Consider the following 8,136-nt stretch of genomic DNA (forward strand, 5'->3'; position numbering starts at 1 on the left):
TGGATATCAATATGATGAAAAGCGACAATATGTCGATTACCATTATCGGTATGGGGTGCCGTTTTCCGGGGGGCGTGCGGGTCAGAAAACGTAAAAACCATTCATTAGATAAATTTTTAGTGGCGGATTTGCATAATAAATGTCCCTTTTTAATAAGGGAATTAATGATATTTAGCTAGAATCCGGTAAAAAGCAAAACTGGCATAGATAAATCCGCCTTTGTTTCCTTAGGATTTATGATTTTTTCCAATCTGTGAGTGAATTACGGAGTCTGATGGTTATCCCCCAATCCGAAATAGCCCAGCGCCAGTCCTGCCAACTGAGCTAAAAGTCATCATCTAACTTAATCAGAAAAGGTAATATCTCATCACTTATTAATGACAATTGTCACATTGCAAGTGCTTTTATCCTGAAATTAAACATCATAAATGTGATATTGGTCACAAAAATAAACAAAAAACAAAATTATTTTGAAATTATTAACATTGGTTATTAAATAACTAATATTAATCTATTTTTTATATAATTTGTAACATTGTAATAACATGAGTCTATTTTTTGGATAAAAATATAACGTCTTGTTTTTGTTAGTCTCTTAATTAATCAACCCCCAATTTAGTTGCCTGGTTGATTATTAATCACGAACATTGATCACTCAGTGCAATGGGGGGTTAATACTGCTTCGTAATTGTGGAATAGACATACAATGAAAAGCAGTATTTGGGTGTTGACGGTTTTTTGTAGCGTGGTTTCAGGCAGTCAGGCCGCAGACATTGCAGATCAACAACTGATCCATCAACAGGCTCGCCAGCAAGCGCTGGAGGCCCAATTAGCGCCACCGCCTGCGGAGGTTCGCCTGTCTGTACCCGAACAGGCGGTGTCATCCGTATTTCCGGTGGAAACCCCGTGTTTTCCTCTCTCCCACGTCAGACTGGCAGGCACCGAAAATTTCCCGCACTGGTTACCGTTCAGGCGTGTCGCTCAACAGGGCGAAAACCATTGCCTCGGTGATAAAGGCATTAGCCGGCTGATGACCCAATTGCAAGATCAGCTCATCAATCATGGCTATGTCACCAGCCGGGTTCTGGCTCCTCGTCAGGATCTGCATACCCAAACCTTAAAACTGGTGATGATCCCGGGCAAAATCCGGCATATCCGCTATACCCCGGACAGCGGCCATTACATTCAACACCTCACGCCATTCCCCACGCGTGAAGGCAAGCTGCTGGATTTACGGGACATTGAGCAAGGATTAGAAAACTTGCAACGTTTCCCGACCGTGCAGGCGGATATGAAGATTGTCCCGGCAGAACAGCCAGGGGAGAGTGATATTGTACTGGACTGGCGTCAGTCACGGCACTGGCGAGTTGCCACTTATCTGGATGATACCGGATCCAAAAGCACCGGGCGTTATCAAGGTGGGTTAACCTTTTTTCTGGATAACCCGCTGGCATTGAGTGATCTGTTTTATCTCTCCGGTGGGCGCGATATTCACGCGTCTGCCGGGAAAGGCAGCCAAAACAACACGCTCTATTACTCACTGCCATTTGGCTACTGGATGACGAGCGTGACGGCCAGTCATTACGATTATACCCAGACGATAGCCGGGCTGAATCAGGCGATTCAATACCGGGGCAAAAGCCAAAACCTGGCGGTCCAGCTCAGTCGGGTGCTACATCGTAACGCTGACCAGAAAACCTGGTTTAACGGTGAAATTTATCGTCGGACTTCGCGCAATTTTATTGATAAGACCGAAGTTGATGTTCAGCGCCGGGAAACCGCGGGCTGGAAGCTGGGGCTGTCCCATCATCACACTATCGGCAACGCCACTCTCGATACCAAAGTCACTTACCAACAGGGCATGCGCTGGTTTGGCGCGCAACCTGCGCCGGAAGAGTCCCGGAATGAAGGCACGGCTTTACCTAAAATCACCCAATTCTCGGCGACGCTGGCCGGGCCGTTAACGCTGTTTGCTCAGCCCTTCTCTTATCAAACCCAGTATCTGCGGCAGATAAGCGCCAGCCCATTGACGCCCCAGGATCGATTCTCGATGGGCGGCCGCTGGACGGTACGCGGCTTTGATGGCGAGTTGACCTTATCCGCTGACCGGGGTTGGTACAGCCGGAACGAACTGGACTGGCAAACCCCGCTGCATGGGCAGTCGCTGTATCTGGGGATAGATTACGGCGAAGTGGGCGGTCCGGGTAGCGACGCGCTGCTCGGAAAACACCTGGCGGGGAGTGCCCTGGGGTGGCGAGGCAGCCTGAAAGGGGTGAGCTACGACTTGTTTGTCGGTGTTCCGCTATCCAAACCCGCCGGTTTCCAAACTTCCCCTGTCACGGCCGGATTCAACCTGTATTGGCAGTATTAATTCAAATAGCAAAACTGCCAGTGGGTAGTGTTGTGTGGAGCAAAAATCATGAACAAGCAGTTATATCGTATTATCTTTAATCAGGCCCGTCAGATGTGGATGGTGGTGGCCGAGATAGCGCGGGCCGGACAGGGACGAACCGGACGTCGTACTCGTCGCCCCTCTTCACCGCAACGTCGTTGTCGGCTTACTGCGCTACGCTTTGGGGTGTTATTCGCCCTTGGCGGGATTTCACTCACGGCACAGGCAGCGATTGTGGTTGATGAACAGGCACCGGGACGTCAGCAGCCGACCCTCATTCGTAGCGCCAATGGTACGCCGCAGGTCAATATCCAGACCCCCGGTGCTGATGGCGTTTCCCACAATCGCTACCGCCAGTTTGATGTGGATAAGCCCGGCGTTATCCTCAATAACAGCGCCAGCGCTACCCCAACACAACTCGGCGGCATGGTGGCCGGCAATCCGTGGCTGGCGAAAGGGGAAGCCCACATTATCCTCAATGAAGTCAACAGCCGTGACCCCAGTCACCTCAACGGCTGGATTGAAGTCGCCGGACGCAAAGCGGACGTGATTATTGCCAACCCTTCGGGGATTACCTGCAACGGCTGCGGCTTTATCAACGCGCATCGCACGACGCTGACCACCGGACAGGCCCTGATAGAACAGGGCCGGCTGAAAGGCTTTGACGTCAATCAGGGCGAAGTGCGCATTGAAGGACACGGGCTGGACAGCCGGCAGCAAAACTACACCGACATTATTGCCCGCTCCGTCGCCATCAACGCCAAATTACACGCGCAAGACCTGAAAGTGACCACCGGGCGCAATATCGTGGACGCGGCACATCAGAACATCACGAAAAAATCCGCGGCGCAGGAAGAGGCCCACCCGCTGTTCGCGCTGGATAGCACGGCATTGGGCGGGATGTATGCCCATAAAATCCAGCTGATAGGCACCGAAGCGGGTGTGGGGGTCCGCAACGCCGGCGACATGGGTGCCGCGGCGGGTGAAGTGCATATTACCGCAGCGGGCTGGATTGAGAACCGGGGAACCGTCAGCAGCCGTGATGCGCTGCAATTAACCTCGTCTTCTGATGTCACTAACTCAGGCAAATTGCTGTCACAATCGGCGGTCAATTTACAGGCTGGCGGGGCGCTACAGAATCAGGGCCGGGTGGAGGCGCGGGGCGATACCCTAGTGACCGCATACACGATACACAGCAGTCAGGACAGTGTGTGGGCTGCCGGGCTGGATGATAAAGGGAAAACCACCCGGCCCGGTTCATTGACCCTGACGGCACAACATGTTCAGGCCGGCGGGAAAAATCTGGCGACTGACACGCTGGCTATCCACAGTCAACAAATTGACTTAAGCGGCAGCCAGACCGCAGCCAGTCAGATTCAACTGACTGCCAGCCAACAGGGGATAAGTACCGCTCACGCCACCGTCAACGCAGACCGTTTTACCGCTCAAACACCGGGGCAGTTTAACAACGACAAGGGGCAACTGGTGGCGCGGGAAATCCACTTAAGCACGCCCAATATCTCGAATCATCAGGGGACTATCAACCAAACCGGTCAGGGTGAATTAGCGTTTCATACTCAAACATTCAGTAACAATGGCGGCACCTTGTTCAATACCGGAAAAGGGCTGACGATAACAACGGCAAAGCTGGACAACCAGCAGGGCAACATCGTCAATCAGGGGGATAACCTCAGCCTGACTACGCAAGAAGTGGACAATACGCAGGGCACCGTGCAACTGGCGGGCAATGGCAAACTGTCACTCAACAGCCAGCGGTGGCTGGGTGATAAGGGCCAATTGCTCGCCAACGGTGAGCTGGACCTCCAGGCTCATGACCTGAAACTGAATGATGCCGTCACCTCCGCCAATAAAATCACCGTGAAAGCCGACACCGTATGTCATCAACGCGGTGTTATGCAGCAACGGGGCAACGATACGCTGTCCCTCACCGCGAAAACGCTGGATAACCAGCAGGGCAAGATTGGCGGTAACGGCGACCTGATCCTTGAAGCCACGACTCTGGATAACCGTAACGGCCACCTGGTGGCCGCCAAAAGTGGCAATTTGACGCTGACGGTGAAGGACCTGTTGAATAATCAGGCGGGGCGTCTGGAAGCCGGTCACGCGCTCCGGCTCACTGCCGGCTGGCTGAATAACGAACAAGGGAGTCTTGTGGCGACCGGCGACAGGGCCATCCTGACAGTCAAGAAAAATATTCAGAATACCCACGGACAGATTGAAGCGAAAACTGCGCTGATCACCCACAGTCAGGCGCTGGACAATACGCAGGGAAAATTACTGGCGCAGCATATCGATAGCCAGACTACCGGGCAGGCCTTCACCAACACCGCAGGTCAAGTCATCGCCGAGGACAGCTTGCGCTTAAATAGCGGCAAACTGAATAATACCGCCGGACGATTACAATCCGGCGGAGAGATGACCGTGGATACCCACGGTCATCAACTCATCAACAAAAAGAATGAGCAGAAAAACCAAAAGGGTGGCCTGCTATTCAGTGGCGGGCACCTGACCCTGCGCACCGGCGACATCGATAACACCGGCGGGATAATCGCGGCGGACGGCAAAACCACGCTGACCAGCACCGTGCTCACCAATACGCGGGGACAGATAGCCGGGAATGGTGGACTGGACATTCACAGCCGGCAACTCACTAACCACAATGGGACCTTACAATCCGCAGACGCATTAAATCTGGATACCGACGGGCAGTTACTGGATAACCAACAGGGCCTTATCCTCGGTGACGGGGAGACCACGGTCACCAGTGGCAAACTGGATAACCGTCACGGTCATGTTCAGGGAGGAAAACTGACCCTCAACACCGGACAAACGGAGACCGATAACCGGGATGGCAAACTGTTATCCGTGGACACGTTAACCCTGAACACTCACCAGCTCGACAATCATCACGGGCAGGTGCAGGCGGTGGGCGACACCACACTCAATGTTGAAACCCAAACCGATAACACTGGCGGCCTGATCCGTGGCGGCACGCAGCTCACCCTGAACACGGCTCACCTGATTAACCGCGAGACGGCGCAGGCGGATAACGGGCTGGAAGCGCAAAACCTGACGATTCATGCCCAACAGGTGGATAACACCCAGGGGGCCTTACGGGCGGCCAATCACCTGCAAGCGAACATCAGCCAGACCGTAAATAATACCCAGGGGCTGATATCGGGCGGTAAACAACTCATTATCAACGGCGAAACACCGCAACCGCATCTGGTGATTAACAATCGACAGGGCACTCTGATTGCCGGGAAGCAGGCGGACATTAGCGCCGGGGCCCTCAGCGGTGACGGCCAATTGTTATCGCAGGGCGATATGGCGGTCACCTTAACCCAGGATTTTCACCATACTGGCAACACGGCGGCTAATGGCAATCTGACCCTGAAAACGGCGGGCAATATTCTCAATGATCGCCAGATGAAAGCCGGTCAGACGCTGCATCTGGCGGCGCAAAACCTGACTAATACCCAGAAAGCTGAAATCAGTGCCGGTAAAACCCAGGTCAATGTGCATGACACGCTGAACAATACCGGGCTGATTGACGGCGACCTCACGCATCTCACCGCTAACACCCTGAGCAACACGGGAACCGGGCGCATTTACGGTGATCAACTCGCGTTCCAGACGGGGACCCTGAATAACACCGCACAGGACGGCAAAGCCGCCGTGATTGCGGCGCGTAATCGGCTGGATATCGGCACCAGAACGCTCAACAACCAGCATCATGCGCAGATTTACAGCGTGGGCGACATGCACATGGGTGGGCAACTGGATAACACCCTGTCAGCGACCGGTCAGGCTGGTAAGCTTGAGAACCTTGCGGCGACGATTGAAGCCGGGGGCAACCTGAAAATTGACGCTGACCAGATCCACAATACCAACGCTGGGGTGGTGACTCAGGTTGTCGAAACGGAAAAATCGCTCCATCACGACGCGGTACTGAGCGGCCAGACCACCCGGTATGATTGGTCGCAGGTCGACACCTCCCGCCGCAACAAATACGGCATACACGATGCCATCATGCCGGACGGCAGCCGCAGTAATGACTTTTACGAATATCAGTACACCCGTACCGTCAGGGAAACCCAGGTCAAACACAGTGATCCGGGTAAAATGCTGGCCGGCGGCACTATCACGCTGAACAGTGCGAAGGTCACCAATCACGACAGCCAGATTGTTGCCGGCGGTGCGCTAGGCGGGGAAATCGGCGAGCTGCATAATATTGCCACTCAGGGCGAGCGTATCACCACCGATGAAGGTCGCCGGACCCACTGGTACGCCAAAAAAACCAAACGCTGGCACCGGTTCGGCACCAAAACTTCCCAGGGGAAAAGCCGCCGCGGTTATGACCCCGCGCCGGTAGTGGAAACTCTCGACTTGAAAGCGCTGGCCTGGCAGGACCACACTCGCCCGCAAGGTACTGATATTATCCTCACAGACCGACAAACCGGTCAGGTACGACAGGCTCCTACCGCAGTGAAGCCCGTTGCCGGGATAAACGGCCAGCCGCGGGTGCTACCCCCCGGCCAGCCATTCGAACTGCCTCTGCCCCCGGAAACGGTTAAAGGGCAGACTATCGATCCGGTGATACGCGTGGTCACCCCGGATACCCGCCTGCCGGATAACAGCCTGTATACTGTGCAACCGGGCAGTGACAGCCACTATCTGGTGGAGACCGACCCGAAATTTACCCAATACAAACCGTGGCTGGGCTCGGACTACATGCGGCAACAGTTAACGCATGACCCGGCGTTGGTCCACAAACGGTTAGGCGATGGGTTTTACGAACAGCGGCTGGTGCGCGACCAAATCACTCAACTGACCGGCCAGCGTTATCTGCCCGGTTACCATAACGATGAAGCACAGTTTAAGGCGTTGATGGATGCCGGTATCGCCTTTGGTCAGCAGCAACAGTTAACGCCGGGGGTAGCCCTCAGCCCGGCGCAGATGGCGCTGCTGACCTCGGACATTATCTGGCTCACCAACCAAACCGTGACCCTGCCGGATGGCACCCCCGAGGTGGTCACCGTGCCGCAGGTTTATGCGCGCGTCCGTCAGGGCGACCTGAGCAGTGATGGCGCCCTGCTGGCCGGTCATACCGTGGCGCTTAACAGTCAGGGCGATATCACCAACAGCGGCACGATTAGCGGGCGGGATGTGACCCAACTGACCGCCAACAATCTGACCAACAGCGGCTTTATTCGTGGCGGCAAAGTGGATTTGACGGCCCAACAGACGCTCACCAACCGGGGCGGCCAGATTCAGGGAAATGACCGGGTGACCCTGCAAGGCCGCGATATCACCAGTGCATCGACTGTGCGCGGAGATGAAGCTAACCGTTGGCTGGACCGTCCGGCGGGGATTTATGTGCGGAACGATAAGGGCACCTTATCGCTGAGCGCCATCAACAATGTGCAATTAACCGCCAGTGAGGTGAAAAATGCCGGTAAAGACGGCCACACCGAGATAACGGCAGGCCATGACCTGACGCTGGAGACCTTAAACACGCAACACACAGAAAGCGGCGACTGGGGCGGCGGTAACACCCGCCATCTGACCCAACAACAGGATATCGGCAGCCAGATAACCGGCGCAGGTGATGTGATACTGCAAGCCGGGCATGACTTGAAGGCCACTGCTGCCCATGTTAATGCCGGTCAACAACTGACGGCGCGGGCCGGAAATGACCTGATGCTGACAACCGGTACAGC

Annotated in this window: 3 protein-coding genes; all 3 read left to right on the forward strand. The window is 54.7% G+C overall.

Annotated features, from left to right (window positions below; all coding sequences use genetic code 11):
- Positions 1–11: 11 nt before the first annotated feature.
- Positions 12–179: a hypothetical protein gene (locus ACGF63_RS12625; RefSeq protein WP_387631198.1), complete on the forward strand. Its 168-nt coding sequence runs from the start codon at positions 12–14 to the stop codon at positions 177–179.
- A gap of 527 nt (positions 180–706) precedes the next feature.
- Positions 707–2,371: a ShlB/FhaC/HecB family hemolysin secretion/activation protein gene (locus tag ACGF63_RS12630; RefSeq protein ID WP_387631201.1), complete on the forward strand. Its 1,665-nt coding sequence runs from the start codon at positions 707–709 to the stop codon at positions 2,369–2,371.
- A 48-nt stretch (positions 2,372–2,419) separates the two neighbouring features.
- A partial coding sequence (locus ACGF63_RS12635) for a filamentous hemagglutinin N-terminal domain-containing protein (RefSeq protein ID WP_387631204.1) occupies positions 2,420–8,136 on the forward strand: 5,717 nt, incomplete at its 3' end.

The organism is Photorhabdus sp. RM322S (assembly GCF_042879395.1).
GTDB lineage: Bacteria > Pseudomonadota > Gammaproteobacteria > Enterobacterales > Enterobacteriaceae > Photorhabdus > Photorhabdus khanii.

What these genes read in the sequence shown, in the direction of transcription:
- ACGF63_RS12625 (WP_387631198.1), top strand. Translation starts at nt 12, where the DNA reads ATGATGAAAAGCGACAATATGTCGATTACCATTATCGGTATGGGGTGC.
- ACGF63_RS12630 (WP_387631201.1), top strand. Translation starts at nt 707, where the DNA reads ATGAAAAGCAGTATTTGGGTGTTGACGGTTTTTTGTAGCGTGGTTTCA.